The organism is Variovorax sp. GW460-12-1-14-LB1, assembly GCF_059423605.1.
Window position 1 is genome coordinate 1 of the sequence record NZ_JBWKYF010000110.1, and the last position, 16,485, is coordinate 16,485.

Below are 16,485 nucleotides of genomic sequence, written 5' to 3' on the forward strand. Positions count from 1 at the left end.
CCGAAGCCCCCTCTTCCCCTCCCCGCGAGCGCCGCCAGCGCGTGCAGTCCGCCGAGACCGGCATGGCCGTGCTCAAGGGCCTGGCGCACCTGGGCGGGCGCAGCAGCCTCACGGCGCTGGCCACCCACGTGGGCGAGAGCCCGGCGAAGGTGCACCGCTACCTAGCGAGCCTGATGGAAGAAAGCCTGGTGCGCCAGGACACCGCCTCGCAGCACTACTACCTGGGACCCGAGGCGATCCAGATCGGCCTGGCCGCCATGCGCCAGGCCGACCCGATCCGCGCGGCCGAGCCCTGCCTGATCCGCCTGCGCGAATCGCTGGAGGTGACCTGCTTCGTCGCGGTAATGGGCAACAAGGGCCCGACCATCGTGCGCTTCGAGGAGCCGGGCCTGCCGGTGACGGTGAACGTGCGCGCCGGCTCGGTGATGTCGATGCTGTGGTCGGCCACCGGGCGCGCCTTCCTGGGCCTGCTCGACGAGTCGCGCGTGGTGGCGCTGGCCGAGCAGGAACTGGCCGACGCCACCGAGGACATGCGCGCGCTGCTCGATGCCGACGACCCCATCGGCGCGTTGCGCCGCGAGGTGCAGCAGGCGCACTGCGCCATCGTGCGGGACACCTACCTGCGCGGCATCAGCGCCGTGGCGGCGCCGGTGTACGACTACGCGGGAAGGGTGTGCGCCGTGATCACCGCGCTGGGTGCCACGGGCGGGTTCGATCCGTCGATCGACGGGCCGATCGCCATCGCCGTGCGGCGGGAGGCGAAGGCCGCCGGCGCGCTGCTGGGCGCGGCGGCCTGAGGCTGCTGGCTTATTCCGCCCAGACCACCGCGCCGGTCCACGCCGTGGCCAGCACCACGATGCCGAAGGCGATGCGATACCAGGCGAACGGAATGAAGTTGTGCGTGCTGATGTACTTCAGCAGCCAGCGCACGCACAGCCATGCGCTGATGAACGAGAAGGCCAGGCCCACCGTGAACATCGGAATGTCGGCCACCGACAGCAGCGCGCGCTCCTTGTAGAGGCTGTAGGCGCCCGCACCGATCAGCGTGGGAATCGCCAGGAAGAACGAGAAATCGGTCGCCGCCTGGCGCGACAGGCCCAGCAGCATGCCGCCGATGATGGTCGAGCCGCTGCGGCTGGTGCCGGGGATCATCGCGAAGCACTGCACCAGGCCGACCTTGAGTGCGTCCCAGGGCGTCATGTCGTCCACGTGCTCGACGCGCACCGAACCGGGCGGGCGCTTCTCGGCCCACAGGATGATGAAGCCGCCGATGATGAAGGTGCTCGCCACCACGGTCGGGATGAACAGGTGCGCCTTGATCATCTTGCCGAACAGGAGGCCCAGCACCACCGCGGGCAGGAAGCCGATGACGATGTTCAGCGCCAGCCGGCGCGCCTTCGGCTGGCGCGGCAGCGCCACCACGGTCGAATGGATCTTCTGCCAGTAGACCAGGATCACCGCGAAGATCGCGCCGGTCTGGATGGCGATGTCGAACACCTTGGCCTTGGCGTCGTCGAAGCCCAGCAGCGAGCCCGCAAGAATGAGGTGGCCGGTCGACGAGATCGGCAGGAACTCGGTCAGACCCTCCACGATGCCCATGACAGCGGCCTTGACCAGCAAAACGATATCCACGCGTACTCCTTGAAAGAGCGGCAATTATGGCGAGGCCATCGGTCAGGCCCTGTTCAGGCGCCGTTCCGCCGGTGAAACGCAAGGCAGCCCGCCCACGGAAATACCTAGTTCAGGTGATGTTCGACCTCGGCGCGTTAATACATATTGATAACAGTTATTCATCTGCGCCCGAAGGAGCATCCATGTCAACGTTCACCACCGGGAGTGAACTCGAGGACTGCGTCGCAGAAGAACGCCCCTCGACGCTCGACGACCATGTCGAAGACCGTCTCAAGAGCCCCTGCCAACTGGAGCGGGAGCAGTGCCACGGCATGCTGCGCGTGGCCGAAGCCACCGGCGCCTCGGCCCACGAGCTGCGCCAGCTGACGCAGCGCCTGGCCGACATCGACCGCTGCGGCGCCAGCGCCTGCATCGTCGCGCAGGGCCATGTGGAGGCCGACCGCATGGCCTCCGGCCTGCAGGCCAACGCCGCCCTGTGCATCGACTTCCGGTTGCTGGAGCCGCTGGGCCCGGCCCATGACAAGAAATGGTTTGCGCGCTGGAAGTTCTGGAGCTTCCTGCTCGGCGCGGCCGGCCCGGTGGCCGCGCTCACGCTGCAGGGCCTGGCGCTGCGCCCGGCCGAACCGCACGACGCGCACGCCGACCTGGTGGCCAAGTCGCGCAAGGTGCTCGAAAGCTGGCGCCGCACCTCCGACACCCTCTTCTGGCACGCGGTGGAAGACTACGTGCGCCAGCAGGCCTTCTCGCTCGAGACCCAGGCCTACCTGATGCACTGCGTGGCGTCGGTCTTCGCCGCCGAGGCGCCCGTGCTGTGCGACGCCGAGCGCGAACGGCTGGCCGCCGTGCTCACCGACACCTACTGCGACGCGCTCGGCACGGCGGCGACCATGCCCTCGTCGGACATCTACCGCCGCCTGGCGCAGGGCCTGGAAACCGACAGCGGCAACGCCGGCCCGGGCCGCCCGCTCGCGCGCGGCGAGGCTGCGCAGGTGGCGATGACCACGCTGGTCACGGTCGTCGGCAACGGCGGCTCACACTGAAGCACGCCGGCGCAGCGCGCGCACCGCGCTGTCGACCGTCGTCAGCACCGGCAGGCCGCTGGCCGCCTCGCAAGCGCCACGCGCGCGCGCCATGCTGAACTGAGCCAGGGCAATGCGCGTGCAGCCGCGCGCACGCAGCGCGGCGGCCTGTTCGGCGATGAGCGCGTCATGGCGCTGCGTGTCGCCCGCATCGAGCGCCGCCAGCGCGCCCTCGGCCAGCGCCAGTTCGAGCGCCATGCCCGAAGGAAACTCCGGCGGCATCGATTCCAGCGTGCGCGCGAAAGTCGCGATCAGGCCCAGCCGGCCTTCGCCCTGCACGGCCTCCTCGATCATGGCCTCGTTGGGCTTGAGCACCGGAATGCCCGCATGCCGCTGCGCCACCGCCTCGATGCACGGCCCGAAGGCCGAGCAGGTGAAGAGGATGCCGCGCGCGCCCGTGCCCACCGCGTACTGCGCCAGGCGCTGGAAGCGCTCGTGCATCGCCGCGTCGAGCCCCTTGCCGTCGCGCGCGAGGTCGGCCGAGAGGCTGTCGTCCAGCAGGTTCATGCGCACGGCCTCGGGCCAGTCGCGTGCAAAGGCTTCGTTGATGGGCGCGACGGAATGCGAGAGCGCGTGGATGAGGGCGATGCGTGTCATGAAGTCAGGTGAGATCAGATGCCCTTGGACGACGGGTTGGCAAAGGCCTCCTTCGTCTCGGCATTGAGCGGGTAATTGATGTTGATGCCCTTGGGCGGAATCGGCGACATGAACCACTTGCTGTAGAGCTTTTCCATCTCGCCGGACTTCATCATGCCCGACACCACGCGGTCCACCAGCGCCTTGAAGGCCGGGTCGTCCTTGCGAAACATCAGCGACTGGTTCTCGGTGCGCAGGCTCTCGCCGGTGATGACGAAGTCCTTCGGGTTGCGCGCGTTGGCGATCTGGCCCGCCAGCAGGATGTCGTCGAGCACGAAGGCCTGCGCGCGGCCGCTCTCGACCAACAGGAACGAGTCGGTGTGGTCCTTGCCCGAGAGCTGGTTCACCTCGAGGCTGCGGCCCTTGTCGGCCGCGCGCAGCAGGCGGAACGACGTGGTGCCGGCGGTGGTGACCACCGTCTTGCCCTGCAGGTCGGCGATGCTCTTGATGCCCGAATCGGCCTTCACCAGCGTGCGCACGTTGTAGCGGAAGATGTCCGGCGAGAAGGCCACCTGCGACTGGCGCTCGACCAGGTTGGTGGTGGAGCCGCACTCGATGTCCACCGTGCCGTTCTGCACCAGCGGAATGCGGTTGGCCGAGGTCACGGCCTGGTACTTGACCTCGACGGCCGGCAGCTTCAGCTCGGTCTTCACCGCGTCGACGATGCGGTTGCAGATCTCGATGCTGTAGCCCACGGGCTTGAGGTTGGCGTCCAGGTACGAGAAACCGAACGAGGCCTCGCGGTAGCCGAAGGTGATGGCGCCGCTGGCCTTGATCTTGGCGAGCGTGTCGTTGGCGGGCTGCGCCTGCGCGGGAGCGGTCGGTGCCAGGGCGGCACAGGCCAGCGCGAAGGCGGCGGCGATGGAAAACGACGGGCGAAGCTGGGGCATGGAACGCTCCTCGGAACGGCGGTTGAAGAAAAAAAGGAACGGGGTCGGCCGCTCAGCGCGCGGCGCTGCGCGTGACCGCGTCGACCGAGGCGGCGAGCCGCGCGACGATCTCCTGCAGGTGGTCGCGCGTCGCGATGTACGGCGGCGCCAGCAGCACGTGATCGCCCTGGCGCCCGTCCACCGTGCCGCCGAAGGGGTAGCACAGCAGGCCGCGCGCCATCGCGTCCTTCTTGAGGCGCGCGTTGACGGCCAGGGCCGGATCGAAGGGCTGCTTGCTCGCGCGGTCGGCCACCAGCTCGACGCCCCAGAAGAAGCCGCGCCCGCGGATGTCGCCCACGTGCGGGTGCTCGCCCAGCGCCTCGGCCAGCATCGCGCCGAAGACAACGCCGTCGTCGCGCACCTTGGCGACCAGGCCGTCACGGCGGATCACCTGCTGCACCGCGAGCGCCGCCGCGCAGGCCATCGGATGGCCCAGGTAGGTGTGGCCGTGCTGGAAGAAGCCGCTGCCCTGCGACATGGCCTCGACGATGCGGCGCTGCGCGAGCACCGCGCCGATCGGCTGGTAGCCGCCGCCCAGGCCCTTGGCGATGGTCATCAGGTCGGGCACCACGCCCTCCTGCTCGCAGGCGTGCAGCGAGCCGGTGCGCCCCATGCCGCACATCACCTCGTCGAGGATCAGCAGCACGCCGTACTTGTCGCACATGGCGCGCACGGCCTTGAAATAGCCCGGCACCGGCGTGAGCACGCCGGCGGTGGCGCCGCCCACGGTCTCGGCCACGAAGGCGATCACGCGGTCGGCGCCCTGCGCGACGATGGCCGCTTCGAGCTCGGCCGCCAGACGCAGACCGTACTGCTCGGCGCTTTCACCTTCGCGCTGCTCGCGGTACGGGTAGCACGGCGCGACGTGCGTCGCCGGCACGAGGATCGGCGCGAAGGGCTCGCGCCGCCAGGCGTTGCCGCCCACCGCGAGCGCGCCCAGCGTGTTGCCGTGGTAGCTCTGGCGGCGCGCGATGAAGTGCGTGCGCTGCGGCTGGCCGATTTCCACGAAGTACTGGCGCGCCATCTTCAGCGCCGACTCCACCGCCTCGGAGCCGCCGCTCACGAGGTAAGCGTGGCTCATGCCTTCGGGGGCAGAACCGATGAGCTCGTCGGCCAGCTGCTCGGCCACCTCGCTCGTGAAGAAGCTGGTGTGGGCGTAGGCCAGTGTGTCGATCTGCGCGTGCATGGCCGCCATCACCTCGGGATGGGCGTGGCCGAGCGAAGACACGGCCGCACCGCCCGAGGCGTCAAGGTACTCGCGCCCTTCGGCGTCGCGGATGAACATGCCCTGCGCGCTGGCGGCAACGGGCGGGGTCTGGCGAAGGTGGCGGTGGAAGACGTGCGTCATGGCGGGAGAAAAGCGTGGGCCTGTGTTTGGAACTAACGTTTCGGCCGAATTATTGCTTGGAACATTTGTTCCGTCAACTCCCGGGATTTCCCTGCTCCGGTACATTCGTTCCAGACACCGAGAGAAAAGAGACACCGCCATGGGCGCCAAAGAACTGATCCGCCAGCGTTTCAACGAACTGAGCCCCGCCCTGCAGCAGGTCGCGCGCTACGTGCTCGACCACCCCAACGAGGTGGTCACAGGCTCGATGCGCAACGTCGGCACGCGCGCGCAGAGCACGCCGGCCACGCTGGTGCGTTTCGCGCAGCACCTGGGCTTCGAGGGCTGGCCGCAGCTGAAGGAGGCCTTCGCCGCCGACATGGGCCTGGGCACCGAGACCTACGGCGGGCGCGCCAAGCAGCTGGTGGGTCGCGTCGCCGACCAGGGCCTGGCGGGCGAGATGTTCGAGGTGCAGCGGCGCAACCTGGAGCTCACGCACCAGCAGAGCGGGCCGGCGCTGCTCAAGGCCTGCGCGCTGCTGGAGAAGGCGCCGGCCGTGCACGCGGCGGGCTTTCGCGCCTGCTTTCCGATCGCCTTCTCGTTCGTGTACGTGTACCGGCTCTTTCGCACCAGCGTGCACCTGGTGGACGGCCAGGGCGGCTTGCTCGAGATGCAGCAGCGCGCCTTCGCCAAGGGCGACGCGCTGGTGGTGGCAAGCTTTGCGCCCTACTCACGCGAAGCCTTGCAGGTGGCCGAGGCCGCGAAGGCGGCCGGTTGCCGCATCGTGGCGATCACCGACAGCGTGACCTCGCCGCTGTCGCTGCTGGCGGACGAGACGCTGCTCTTCACCATCCACAGCCCCTCGTTCTTCCCGTCGGTGGCGGCCGGCGTGGCCGTGACGGAAGCGCTGGTCGAGCTGCTGGCGAGCCGCGCGGGCAAGCCGGTGATCCGGCGCATCGACCAGGCCGAGGCGCAGCTGTTCGAGTCGGGGGCCTACCTCATGGCGCCGGTGGCGCGGGGCGGCTGAGAGACGGAATCAGGCCAGCGCGCGGGTGCGGCCGGCGCTCTGGCGCAGGTAGAGCACCAGCAGGTCGCGGTTGGCGTTGATGTGCTCGCGCATCGCGGCTTCGGCGCCCGAGGCCTCCTGCCGGCCCAGCGCCTCGACGATGCAGCGGTGCTCTTCGAGCGCCTGCAGGGCCTGGCTGTGGCGGTACAGCAGCATCGCGGCGTCGTGCCTGTGCGGGCGCGAGCGGCTGTCGAAGATCACCGGCAGCTGGCAGGCGCGCTGCACGGCCTCGCTGAGCCAGCGGTTGTCGGCCAGCGACAGCAACTTGTGGTGGAAGGCCTGGTTCAGGTCCTGCCACTGGTCGGCCCGCTCGTCGGTCCATTCGCCGCTGTCGTGCAGCAGCGCATGCTGCTCGTCGACCATGGCCGTCAGTTTGGCCAGCGCCTCGTCGTCCAGGCCGCGCTCGCTGAGCAGGCGGCAGCCCATGCCTTCGAGCGTGGCGCGCACGCTGAAGGCGTCGAACACGTCCTTGGCGTCGAAACGGCGCACCTGGAAACCCCGCTGCGGGTGGTAGACCAGCAACCCCTCGTCGGCCAGCCGCGCCATGGCGCCGCGCACAGGGGTGCGCGACACGCCAAGCTCGTTGGCGAGCGAAATCTCCATCAGGTGGGCGCCGGGGGCGATCGCACCGTCGAAGATGCGGGTGCGCAGCGTGTCGGCCACGGACAGAACGCGCGTCCGCGAGGGATCTGGGGGGGTCATCGAAAGTCGGAAACAGGGGACGGCCGGAAGCGGGCCGCGCGGATGGTACGGCGGCGTATCGAAGCTTCATATCCCCAATTTCCGTAAAAATACCGTTCTGGCGACTTTTTCGAGAATTACGGAAAAATTATTAACTTCTGTAAACAACCACCCCGGTTTCTGCGTTACCGCCCCGCTGTTTCTGCCGCCAGGTGGATCGCGGCGCGAATCCGGGGGTAGGTGCCGCAGCGGCAAATGTTGCCGCGCATGGCGTCTGACACCTGGTCGTCGCTGGGTTTGGGCGTGGCTTTGAGCAGCGCGCAGGCCGACATGAGCTGGCCGCTCTGGCAATAGCCGCACTGCACCACGTCGACCTCGGTCCAGGCCGCGCGCAAGGCGTCGGCCTCCCGGCCCTTCAGGCCCTCGATGGTGGTGACTTCGCGCCCGGCCACGGCCTCCAGCGGGGTGACGCAGGAGCGCACGGCCTGGCCGTCCAGGTGCACGGTGCAGGCGCCGCACAGCGCCTTGCCGCAGCCGAACTTGGTGCCGACGAGCTTCATTTCGCCGCGCAGCACCCACAACAGCGGGGTGTCGGGCTCGGCGCTCACGGTGGCGGTCTGGCCGTTGATCTTCAGCGTGGTGGTGGTCATGGGGAGTCTTTCTTGCTGTTCCGGGAGATCAGGCCAGCCGCAGAGGCAGGCTGCGCAGGCGCTGGCCGGTCAGCGCGAACACGGCGTTGGCCACGGCGGGCGCGATGGGTGGCGTGCCCGGCTCGCCCACGCCGCCGGGCGGCACCTCGGCGCCGGTGCCGGCGAGGATGTCGACCTCGATGGCCGGGCACTCGTCGATGCGCAGCGGCGTGTAGTCGTGGAAATTGCTCTGCTGCACCTGGCCGCGCGCCACGGTGATCTCGCCGCGCAGCGCGGCCGACAGGCCGAACACGATGCCGCCTTCCATCTGCTGGCGGATCAGGTTCGGGTTGACCGGCAGGCCGCAGTCGATCACGCACACCACGCGGTGCACGCGGATCTGCCGCTCGGGCGTGACCGACACCTCGGCCACCTGCGCCACGATGCTTCCGAAGGCGCGGTGGATGGCCACGCCGCGCGCGCGCTTCGTGCCGTCGGGTCCGTCGGCCAGCGGCTCGCCCCACTTCGAGAGTTCGGCCACGCGCTTCAGCACCGCCAGGTGGCGCGCATCCTTGGCAAGCAGGCCGGCGCGGAAAGCCACCGGGTCCTTGCCGGCGGCCACGGCGCATTCGTCGATGAAGCTCTCGACGAAGAAGCCGTTCTGCGAATGCGCCACCGAGCGCCAGATGCCGGTGGTGACGGCCGACTCCACCGGCACGTGCGCCACGCGGGCCTGCGGGAAGTCGTAGGCGGTGTTCCAGGCGCCGTCGGTCGAGTTGTCCATGAACGACGGCGCCCCGAGGCTGGAGCCAGCGCTGGTGGTCTGCCACGCGACCAGCGCGCCCGCCGCGTCGAAGCCGGCCTTGCACAGCGCCACGTAGGCGGGGCGGTAGAAGTCGTGCGTCATGTCTTCCTCGCGCGACCAGATCAGTTGCACCGGCGCGCCACCGGCCTCGCGCGCGAGCTGCGCGGCCTGCACCAGGAAGTCGATGAAGTAGCGCCGCCCGAAGCCGCCGCCCAGGTAGGTGACGTGCAGCGTGACCTTCTCGGCATCGATGCCCAGTGCCTTGGCGACCGCGGCGCGCGCGAAGCCCGGCGCCTGCGTGGGCGCCCAGACGGTGGCGGCGCCGTCCTTGAACTGCACGGTGCAGTTCATCGGTTCCATGGTGGCGTGCGCCAGGAAGGGCACGCGGTACTCGACCTCGATCGTGCGCGCGGCGGACTTCAGCGCCGCCGCCACGCCGCCGGTATCGAGGCGCGCATTGCCTGCGTCGGCGTCGAGCGTGCGCGCCAGGCGGTCGATCATCTCGGCGCTCGAGAGGCTCGCGGCCGGGCCGTGGTCCCATTCGATGTCGACCTTCTTCAGCGCGCGCATCGCGTGGTACGGCGTGTCGGCGATCACCGCCACGCCGCCCGCCGTGCTGCCGGTGCCGACAAGGCTCGCGGCCACGGGCTCCAGCGCCATCACCTTGCGCACGCCGGGCAGCGCCTCGGCGGCCTTGGCATCGAAGCGCGCGACGCGGCCGGCCAGCGTCGGGCACATGGCGATGCTGGCGTACAGCAGGCCCGGCGGCAGCACGTCGATGCCGTAGGTGGCGGTGCCATTGAGCTTGCCGGCGTTGTCGATGCGCCGCTGCGGCTGGCCGATGACGCGGAAGTCGGCGGGCGCCTTGAGCTTCACCGCCGTGGGCAGCGGCTGCTGCGCGGCCTTTGCGGCGAGTTCGCCGAAGCGCGCGCTGCGGTTGGAGGCCGGGTGCAGCACGCGGCCGGCCTCGGTGCGGCATTCGCTGGCGGGCACCTGCCACTGCGCCGCCGCCGCGCCCACCAGCATGAGCCGCGCCGACGCGCCAGCCTCGCGCACCGGCCCCCACTGGTCGGTGACGCTCGACGAGCCGCCCGTGCCCGAGAGCCCCGGGATCGTGCGCAGCAGCTTGCCCACGACCTGGTGCGCCGCGCGCTTGCCGAAGCCCTCGTCGCCGGGCTTGAAGGGCAGCGCGTCGAGGATCATGGCCTGGTTGTTGTAGATGGCGTCGAAGCCGGCCTGCTCGAGCCGCACCTGCGACACCGCGGCGTCCATTTCTTCGGCCAGCAGCATCGCCAGGCCGGTGTGGGTGCCCTGCCCCATTTCCGATTGCGTCATCACCAGCGTGACGGTGTCGTCGCTGCCCACCTTGACCCAGCCGTTGAGCGCGACCTGCCCGTTGCCCGTCGGCAGCGGCGCGCCGGGCACGAGGCGCGAAGCCGCCGGCGTGGCGGCCCAGCCGACGACCAGGGCGCCAGCGGCGCCGAGGGTGCCGAGCACGAAGTGGCGGCGTTTGAGTGTGGGCATGGCGGGGTCTTTCTTCGGTGGGGGTCTTGTCGTTCGTGCGGGAGGTGGGGTCGTCGTCAGGTCGTCAGGGCGGCACGGCGATGCCTTGCCAGAAGATCTCGAAGCCGGCTTCGGCGTAGTCGAAGGCCGGCGCGGCGTCGCCCGCCTGTGCGATGTAGCCGACCGTGGTCTCGGCCATCGCCGTGAGCATCGCGCCCAGGAATTCCATCGGTCGCTCGACGACCAGCCCGCGCCGCATGCACTCCTGCGCCACCGCTTCCAGCCGCGCGAACGGCGCCATGCCGGCGGCGCGGCTCTCGTCGCTCAGTTCATCGGACACCTTGAGTTGCGCCAGCACGCGCAGCTTGCCGGGGTGCGCCACGCCCCAGCGCACGTAGCGGTCCCAGATGTGGTGGAACTGGGTGCGCGGATCGGCGGCTTCGGGCCAGTCGGCCAGCATCACGCCGGCCAGCTCGGTCTTCAGCGCGCGGTACAGCGCGTCGGTCAGCAGCGCCTTGCTCGCGAAGTAGGTGAACAGCGTGCCCTCGGCCACGCCCGCGGTGCGCGAGATCGCCGAGGTCGGCGTGGCCCACACGCCGCGCCGGCCGAACTCGACCAGCGCCGCCTCGAGGATGGCGTTGTGCTTGTCTGCGCTGCGGGGCCTGGCCATGCGTCGACGGTCTCCATCGTTCGTTTAGTTGAGTGCGCACTCAAGTATAGGAACGCGGCGCCGATCCGCAAGCCCCGCGCGGCCCGCGCCATGCCGCATGGCGGAACCACGGCGCGGCGTGGCAGTCCAACCAGTGTCGTGGCGTCGTGCTGCGACAGGAGGTACGACCATGAAGCATGTGAAGCATTGGCAGGACCCCGTCAACGCCGTCGCCGGCGTGTGGCTGATCGTCTCGCCATGGGTACTGGGCTTTCAGGGCAATTCGCTCGCCATGTGGACCATGGTGGCGACCGGCATCGTGCTGGGCGCCGTGGCCTTGGGCGCGACCTTCGTGCCGCACCAGTGGGAAGAGTGGACCGAAGTGGCGCTGGCAGCCTGGCTGGCGGTGTCGCCCTGGTTGCTCGACTTCCGCATGGTCGAGCCGGCGCTGGTCAATGCAGTCCTCGTGGCTGCGGTGATCATGGTGCTCGCCCTCTGGGTCCTGGTGACAGACAAGGACTACCTGGGCGAGGCCCTCGACCGACCAGCGCACTGATGGGGAGAGAGCGATCCTGTGAGCGCCGAGCGGTGACCACCGCCGCGAAGCGACGACGCCCGGTCCGGTGTTCGCGCCGGTCGGGCCGACGGGCCAGGCAGGTTCCCATGCCCGCCCGCAACACCCGCCCCTTACGGTGTGCGGGAAGCGGCGTTGTTGTTTGAAGGGCTGTTGCCGGCCGGGTGGGTCGCCCCCATCCAGTCGGCCTGCCAACCGCCGCCCATGGCCTGGATCAGCGCGATTGCCGCGGCCTGGCGATTGACCTGAAGCTGCACGAGCGCGCGCCGCGCGCTCAGTGCGGCGGCCTGCGCCTGCACCACGTCGGTGTAGCTCACCTGCCCCGCGCGATACCGGTTGAGCAACTGCTGCTCGGTCTTGTCGGCCGCTGCCGTGGCCTCGCGGCGCAATCCTTCCTGCTGCGCCAGCGTGGCGCCGGTGGTCATCTGATCTTCCACGGCCTGGAACGCGGCCAGCACGGTCTGCCGGTAGCGCGCCACGCTGGCCTCGTGGCCGGCCTTGGCGGCATCGACGCTGGCGCTGATGGCGCCCGCATCGAACACCACCTGCGCCACCGACAGGCCCAGCCCCCACAGCGTGTTGGCCGCGCCGAAGAGGTCTCTCACGCGGCTGGCGTTGCTGCCGACCGAGGCCGTGAGCGAGATGTTCGGGTAATAAGCCGAGCGCGCCACGCCGATCTGCGCATTGGCCGCGGCCACCGCGCGCTCCGCTGCCGCGATGTCGGGGCGGCGCTGCAGCAGCGTCGAGGGCACCCCGGTCGGCACGCCGGGCACCGTGGGCGTCCAGCGCGCGGGCGGCAGGCTGAAGTCGGCCGGCGCCACGCCCACCAGCATCGCGATGGCGTGCTCCAGCGTGGCGCGCGTGCGCTGCAGGCCCACACGGTCGGCCTTGGCGTTCACCAGCTGGGTCTGCGCCTGCAGCACGTCGGTCTGCGCGGCAATGCCGGCGGCGTAGCGGTTGCTCGTGATCTCGAAGGCGCGCTGGTAGCCGAGGATGGTTTCGTCGAGCAGCACGATCTCGGCGTCGGCCTCGCGCAGCGAGAAGTAGTTGGTCGCCAGGTCGCCGACGGCCGACAGCCGCGCCGAGGCCAGGTCGGCCTCGCTGGCCTGGGCGTTGGCCTGCGCGCTGTTCACGGCCTCGCGCAGGCGGCCCCACACGTCGGGCGTCCAGCTCGCGCCCAGCGTGGCGCCGAAGGTGTTCGACGGGCTGGCCGAGGCGTTGCCGCCCACCGTGCCCGAGCGCTTGCCGCTGCCGTCGAAGGACACCGACGGGAACAGCCCCGCGCGCTGCTCGCGCACCAGCGCCTGGGCCTGCGTGTAGTTGGCGACGGCGGCGGCGATGTTCTGGTTCGACACCTGCACGCGCGCCGCGAGCTCGTCGAGCGTGGCGTCGCCGAAGAGCTTCCACCACTCGCCGCGGTCGAGCGCGTCGGCCGGCGCGGCGGGCAGCCAGCCGTCGGCGGCGGGCTGTTCCTTCCAGCCGGCCGATGCCGCCGACTCGGGCACCTTGTAGGCCGGGCCCACGGCGCAGCCGGCGAGCACGGCGGCCAGCGCGAGCGTGCTCAGCGCGAAGAAACGGCGTGAAGGGCCGATGGAAGAAAAGGAGGCATTCATGGTCATGGGTCTCAGGCGGCCGGGGCGCGGCTCAGCGCGTGTTCGTTCTTGCCGCGGCGGCGCAGCTTGTCCAGCAGCAGGTACACCACCGGCGTGGTGAGCAGCGTCAGCAGCTGGCTCGCGATGAGCCCGCCGATGATCGCCACGCCCAGCGGCCGGCGCAGCTCGGCGCCCTCGCCGAAGCCGATGGCCAGCGGCAGCGCGCCGAGCGCGGCGGCCAGCGTGGTCATCAGGATCGGGCGGAAGCGCAGCAGGCAGGCCTCGCGCACCGCCTCGAGCGGGCTCAGGCCGCGCGAGCGCTCGGCCTCCAGCGCGAAGTCGATGATCAAAATGGCGTTCTTCTTCACGATGCCAATCAGCAGGAACACGCCGATCAGCGCGATGATGGAAAACTCCATGCGAAACATCAAGAGCGCCAGCACCGCACCCACGCCGGCCGAAGGCAAGGTCGAAAGCACCGTCACCGGATGCACCAGGCTCTCGTACAGGATGCCCAGCACGATGTAGATCACCACCAGCGCCGCCACGATCAGCATCGCCTGCTGCCCCTGCGACTGCTGCGCGCTCAGCGCGGTGCCGGCGAAGGCGCCGCGCACGTTGGTCGGCATGGCGATGTTGGCCTCGGCCTTGGCAATAGCCTCTCGCGCGTCGCCGAGGTTGGCGCCTTCGGCCAGGTTGAACGAGATGGTGGTGGCCAGCTCGCCGTCCTCGTGGCTCACCGACGTGGCCACCGACTGCTCCTCGAACTTCGCCACCGCCGACAGCGGCACCAGCGCGGTGGCCGTGTTGCTCAGCACGTTGCCGGTCGAGGCGTTGCGCGAGCCGGCGTTGGCCGACACCGGCACCGTCGCGGCGGCGGCGCCGGCAGAGGCCGTCGTGCCGCCCGTGGACGTCGTGGCCGCCACCTGCGTGGTCACCGCCTGCCCCGCGACCACCGAGGTCTTGGTGGCCGGCACGTACACGTCGCGCAGCGCGTTCGGGCTGCGCGTGTAGCCCGGCGCCCATTCCATCACCACGTGGTACTGGTTGAGCTCGGTGTAGATGGTGGCCACCTGCCGCTGGCCGAAGGCGTTGTACAGCGCGTTGTCGATGGCGGTGGAGGTCAGGCCGAGCCGCCGCGCGCTGTCGCGGTCGACCTTGGCCACCGTCTCCACGCCGTTCTGGTCCTGGTCGGTGTCGATGTCGGTCAGCGTGGGCTGCTGCTTCATCTCGTCGGCCAGCTTCACGGCCCAGGTGCGCAGATCGGACAGGCTGTCGCTCTTGAGCGTGTACTGGTAAGTGGAGTTGCTGGAGCGTCCGCCCGAGCGCACGTCCTGCACCGGGCCGAGGAACACGCGCAGCCCCGTCACCTGCGCCAGCTGCGGGCGCAGCCGCGCGATCACCGCCAGGCCGCTGTCCTTGCGCTGGCTGGCCGGCTTCAGGTTGACGAACATGAAGCCGCCGCCCGCGCGCCCGCCGCCCGTGAAGCCCACCACGGTGTCGACCGCCTCGTCCTTGCGGATGATGTCGACCACCTCGCGCAGCTTGGCGCCCATGGCCTGCGACGAAATGCTCTGGTCGGCGCGCAGGCCGCCGTTGAGCTGGCCGCTGTCCTGCTGCGGGAAGAAGCCCTTGGGCGCCGCGCTGAACAGGTAGACGTTCAGCCCCACCACCGCCAGCAGCACGACCATGACGATCGCCTTGCTGTCCAGCGCCCAGTCGAGTGCGCTCTCGTAGCGCTTGAGCATCCAGTCGTAGCTGCGCGCCGCCGCGCGGCCGAAGCGGCCTTGCGGCTTGTTCTTGTCGTGCTCGCCGCCCGGCTTGAGCATCCACGCGCACATCATCGGCGTGGTGGTGAGCGAGATGACCAGCGAGATCAGCACCGCCGCCGACAGCGTGACCGCGAACTCGCGGAACAGCCGCCCCACCTGCCCGCCCATGAACAGCAGCGGAATGAACACCGCCACCAGCGACACGCTGATCGACAGCACCGTGAAGCCCACTTCCTGCGCGCCGAGCAGCGCCGCCTTCATGCGCGACATGCCGGCCTCGATGTGGCGGCTGGTGTTCTCCAGCACCACGATGGCGTCGTCCACCACGAAGCCCGTGGCCACCGTGAGTGCCATCAGACTCAGGTTGTTGAGGCTGAAGCCCAGCAGGTGCATCACCCCGAACGTGCCCAGGAGCGCCACCACCGTGGCCACCGCCGGCACCACCGTCGCGCGCACGCTGCGCAGGAACAGGCTGACCACCAGCACCACCAGCAGCACCGCGATGACCAGCGTCATCTCCACCTCGCGCAGCGAGCTGCGGATGGAGTTGGTGCTGTCCGAGGCGACCTGCAGCGTCACGTCCGGCGGCAGTTGTGCCTGCAGCTCGGGCAGCAGCGCGCGCACGTTGTCGACGGTCTCGATGATGTTGGCCGAGGGCTGGCGCGTGATCAGCACGATGATCGCCGGCTCGCCGTTGAACAGGCCCAGCGTGCGCGTGTCTTCCACGCCGTCGATCACGTCGGCCACCTCGCGCAGCCGCACCGCCGCGCCGTTGCGCCAGGCCACGACCATCGAGGCGTAGTCGCTCGCGCGCAATGCCGGGGTCTGGGTGTAGATCTGCAGCTTGCGGCCTTCGCCCTGGACCATGCCCTTGGGGCGGTTCGCATTCGACGCCTGGATGGCGGCGCGCACGTCTTCGGTGCTGATGCCGTAGCGGTTGAGGGCGAAGGGGAGCAGTTCGATGCGTACCGCGGGGAGCGAGCCGCCGCCGATCTCTACGTCACCTACGCCGTCTACTTGCGACAGGCGCTGGCTGACGATGTTGGAGACGGCGTCGTAGATCTGGCCTGGGGTCTTTGTCTTGGACGTGAGGGCCAGGATGATGACTGGCGACGCCGCCGGGTTGGCTTTGCGGTAGGTCGGGTTGCTTCTTAGCGTGGCGGGCAGGTCTACCCGGCTGGCGTTGATGGCGGCCTGGACTTCTCTGGCGGCGCCGTCGATGTTGCGGCTGAGGTCGAATTGCAGCGTGACTCGGGAGGAGCCTACGGAGCTGGTGGACGTCATTTCGTTGACGCCTGCGATGGTTCCCAGGTGTCTTTCCAGTGGGGTCGCGACGCTGGTGGCCATCGTCTCTGGGCTTGCTCCTGGGATGGAGGCTCTTACCGAGATGACTGGATAGTCGACTTGGGGTAGCGGGGAGACTGGGAGGACGAAGAACGCTGCAATTCCTGCCAGGGCGATGCCTATGGTCAGGAGGACTGTGCCTATGGGGCGGCGGACGAAAGGACGCGACAGGTTCATCGCAGTGCCTCGTTTTGCTTCCCGAGGCCGGGTCTCGGCCCGGCGGCCGACCTACTTTTCTTTGCTTCGCCAAAGAAACGTAGGCAAAAG

General features: G+C 69.7%; 14 protein-coding genes. 4 read left to right on the top strand and 10 right to left on the bottom strand.

The features are described 5' to 3' along the window. Nucleotides 1–797: IclR family transcriptional regulator (locus AC07Y4_RS30905; protein ID WP_495275548.1), on the top strand; the 797-nt coding region annotated here is incomplete at its 5' end. Nucleotides 798–807: 10 nt separating this feature from the next. Here AC07Y4_RS30905 and AC07Y4_RS30910 read toward each other — a convergent pair. Next, the gene (locus tag AC07Y4_RS30910; RefSeq protein ID WP_062474913.1) at nt 808–1,632 is read right to left on the bottom strand and encodes an undecaprenyl-diphosphate phosphatase; all 825 of its coding nucleotides are present in this window, start codon (nt 1,630–1,632) and stop codon (nt 808–810) included. Between the two features lie 182 nt (nt 1,633–1,814). Here AC07Y4_RS30910 and AC07Y4_RS30915 point away from each other — a divergent pair, with 182 nt between their 5' ends. After that, entirely contained in the window at nt 1,815–2,672 is an 858-nt protein-coding gene (locus tag AC07Y4_RS30915) for a hypothetical protein (RefSeq protein ID WP_354344830.1), read from the top strand. On the opposite strand, the gene AC07Y4_RS30920 is transcribed toward AC07Y4_RS30915, so the two are convergent. The 3 genes from AC07Y4_RS30920 to AC07Y4_RS30930 are packed head-to-tail and all read right to left on the bottom strand — an operon-like array spanning nt 2,664 to nt 5,624. Then, on the bottom strand, nt 2,664–3,308 hold the full coding sequence (locus AC07Y4_RS30920; RefSeq protein ID WP_495275549.1) for an aspartate/glutamate racemase family protein: 645 nt from the start codon (nt 3,306–3,308) through the stop codon (nt 2,664–2,666). The genes AC07Y4_RS30915 and AC07Y4_RS30920 overlap by 9 nt on opposite strands. A gap of 14 nt (nt 3,309–3,322) precedes the next feature. Next, the gene (locus tag AC07Y4_RS30925) at nt 3,323–4,237 is read right to left on the bottom strand and encodes a transporter substrate-binding domain-containing protein (RefSeq protein ID WP_495275550.1); all 915 of its coding nucleotides are present in this window, start codon (nt 4,235–4,237) and stop codon (nt 3,323–3,325) included. A gap of 52 nt (nt 4,238–4,289) precedes the next feature. Beyond that, nucleotides 4,290–5,624: an aspartate aminotransferase family protein gene (locus AC07Y4_RS30930; protein ID WP_495275551.1), complete on the bottom strand. Its 1,335-nt coding sequence runs from the start codon at nt 5,622–5,624 to the stop codon at nt 4,290–4,292. Between the two features lie 139 nt (nt 5,625–5,763). On the opposite strand from AC07Y4_RS30930, the gene AC07Y4_RS30935 reads away from it, so the two are divergent. After that, entirely contained in the window at nt 5,764–6,630 is an 867-nt protein-coding gene (locus tag AC07Y4_RS30935; protein WP_495275552.1) for a MurR/RpiR family transcriptional regulator, read from the top strand. Nucleotides 6,631–6,639: 9 nt separating this feature from the next. On the opposite strand, the gene AC07Y4_RS30940 is transcribed toward AC07Y4_RS30935, so the two are convergent. The 4 genes from AC07Y4_RS30940 to AC07Y4_RS30955 form a co-directional block, all read right to left on the bottom strand. Further along, nucleotides 6,640–7,371: a GntR family transcriptional regulator gene (locus AC07Y4_RS30940; protein WP_495275553.1), complete on the bottom strand. Its 732-nt coding sequence runs from the start codon at nt 7,369–7,371 to the stop codon at nt 6,640–6,642. A 164-nt stretch (nt 7,372–7,535) separates the two neighbouring features. Then, nucleotides 7,536–8,000 carry a (2Fe-2S)-binding protein gene (locus AC07Y4_RS30945; RefSeq protein ID WP_062474886.1) on the bottom strand — a complete coding sequence of 155 codons (465 nt, stop codon included), beginning with the start codon at nt 7,998–8,000 and terminating at the stop codon, nt 7,536–7,538. Between the two features lie 28 nt (nt 8,001–8,028). Next, nucleotides 8,029–10,308, bottom strand: a complete 2,280-nt coding sequence (locus tag AC07Y4_RS30950; protein ID WP_495275554.1) for a xanthine dehydrogenase family protein molybdopterin-binding subunit — start codon at nt 10,306–10,308, stop codon at nt 8,029–8,031. Nucleotides 10,309–10,372: 64 nt separating this feature from the next. After that, a complete protein-coding gene (locus AC07Y4_RS30955) occupies nt 10,373–10,957 on the bottom strand; it encodes a TetR/AcrR family transcriptional regulator (protein ID WP_495275555.1) in 585 nt (194 codons plus the stop codon). A gap of 169 nt (nt 10,958–11,126) precedes the next feature. On the opposite strand from AC07Y4_RS30955, the gene AC07Y4_RS30960 reads away from it, so the two are divergent. Then, complete coding sequence (locus tag AC07Y4_RS30960; protein WP_062474873.1) at nt 11,127–11,492, top strand: SPW repeat protein; 366 nt, start codon at nt 11,127–11,129, stop codon at nt 11,490–11,492. Between the two features lie 131 nt (nt 11,493–11,623). Here AC07Y4_RS30960 and AC07Y4_RS30965 read toward each other — a convergent pair whose 3' ends face one another. Together AC07Y4_RS30965 and AC07Y4_RS30970 are read right to left on the bottom strand one after the other, a co-directional pair. Further along, the gene (locus AC07Y4_RS30965; RefSeq protein WP_495275556.1) at nt 11,624–13,123 is read right to left on the bottom strand and encodes an efflux transporter outer membrane subunit; all 1,500 of its coding nucleotides are present in this window, start codon (nt 13,121–13,123) and stop codon (nt 11,624–11,626) included. 11 nt (nt 13,124–13,134) lie between these two features. After that, nucleotides 13,135–16,395 (bottom strand): efflux RND transporter permease subunit, encoded by a 3,261-nt coding sequence (locus tag AC07Y4_RS30970; RefSeq protein WP_495275557.1) that lies wholly within the window; start codon nt 16,393–16,395, stop codon nt 13,135–13,137. Between the last annotated feature and the right edge of the window lie 90 nt (nt 16,396–16,485).

Bases quoted from the DNA above. Each gene is read 5' to 3' on its own strand.
- AC07Y4_RS30915 (WP_354344830.1), top strand. From the start codon at position 1,815: ATGTCAACGTTCACCACCGGGAGTGAACTCGAGGACTGCGTCGCAGAA.
- AC07Y4_RS30920 (WP_495275549.1), bottom strand. From the start codon at position 3,308: ATGACACGCATCGCCCTCATCCACGCGCTCTCGCATTCCGTCGCGCCC.
- AC07Y4_RS30925 (WP_495275550.1), bottom strand. From the start codon at position 4,237: ATGCCCCAGCTTCGCCCGTCGTTTTCCATCGCCGCCGCCTTCGCGCTG.
- AC07Y4_RS30930 (WP_495275551.1), bottom strand. From the start codon at position 5,624: ATGACGCACGTCTTCCACCGCCACCTTCGCCAGACCCCGCCCGTTGCC.
- AC07Y4_RS30935 (WP_495275552.1), top strand. From the start codon at position 5,764: ATGGGCGCCAAAGAACTGATCCGCCAGCGTTTCAACGAACTGAGCCCC.
- AC07Y4_RS30940 (WP_495275553.1), bottom strand. From the start codon at position 7,371: ATGACCCCCCCAGATCCCTCGCGGACGCGCGTTCTGTCCGTGGCCGAC.
- AC07Y4_RS30945 (WP_062474886.1), bottom strand. From the start codon at position 8,000: ATGACCACCACCACGCTGAAGATCAACGGCCAGACCGCCACCGTGAGC.
- AC07Y4_RS30950 (WP_495275554.1), bottom strand. From the start codon at position 10,308: ATGCCCACACTCAAACGCCGCCACTTCGTGCTCGGCACCCTCGGCGCC.
- AC07Y4_RS30955 (WP_495275555.1), bottom strand. From the start codon at position 10,957: ATGGCCAGGCCCCGCAGCGCAGACAAGCACAACGCCATCCTCGAGGCG.
- AC07Y4_RS30960 (WP_062474873.1), top strand. From the start codon at position 11,127: ATGAAGCATGTGAAGCATTGGCAGGACCCCGTCAACGCCGTCGCCGGC.
- AC07Y4_RS30965 (WP_495275556.1), bottom strand. From the start codon at position 13,123: ATGAATGCCTCCTTTTCTTCCATCGGCCCTTCACGCCGTTTCTTCGCG.
- AC07Y4_RS30970 (WP_495275557.1), bottom strand. From the start codon at position 16,395: ATGAACCTGTCGCGTCCTTTCGTCCGCCGCCCCATAGGCACAGTCCTC.